Genomic DNA, 397 nt, shown 5'->3' on the forward strand with positions numbered 1-397 from the left:
CGTCGTCGTCTTCCTTTTCGTACGCCTCCCACTCCCAATCCGGCAATAGAAGGGCTTCCCACTCCGCAATCGGCTCATCATCTTCGTCAACAGTCATAGCTAAGAGAGCGTGTCATAGAACTCTTCACACACTATGGTCGGTCTGATTACTATTATAGCAAGTTATTAGCTTAGAGAACCGTGCACTAAGTGCACGCAGTTTAAAACCAGTCAGAGACTACCCTTTCGTTTCCGAATAATGATTTCTCGCACCCGTTCAACGTGATTCGTCTCGGATTGAACGAACGCTGTGAGGATGGCTTCGACGATTTCGGAGCGGCTGGCTCCGAGATCGTCGCACTCAGCGACCAGTTCATCCACTTCTCGCACGATTTCCTCGTCAACAGCGACGCCGAAC

1 protein-coding gene is annotated in these 397 nt (G+C 50.6%); it reads right to left on the minus strand.

Annotation, left to right across the window (positions count from 1 at the left end):
- Window positions 1–210: 210 nt before the first annotated feature.
- Window positions 211–397 (minus strand): ribbon-helix-helix protein, CopG family (locus HKX41_10570; protein NNC24574.1); only part of this gene is annotated, 187 nt, incomplete at its 5' end.

The sequence above is a fragment of the Salifodinibacter halophilus genome, from assembly GCA_012999515.1.
Classification (GTDB): domain Bacteria; phylum Pseudomonadota; class Gammaproteobacteria; order Nevskiales; family Salinisphaeraceae; genus Salifodinibacter; species Salifodinibacter halophilus.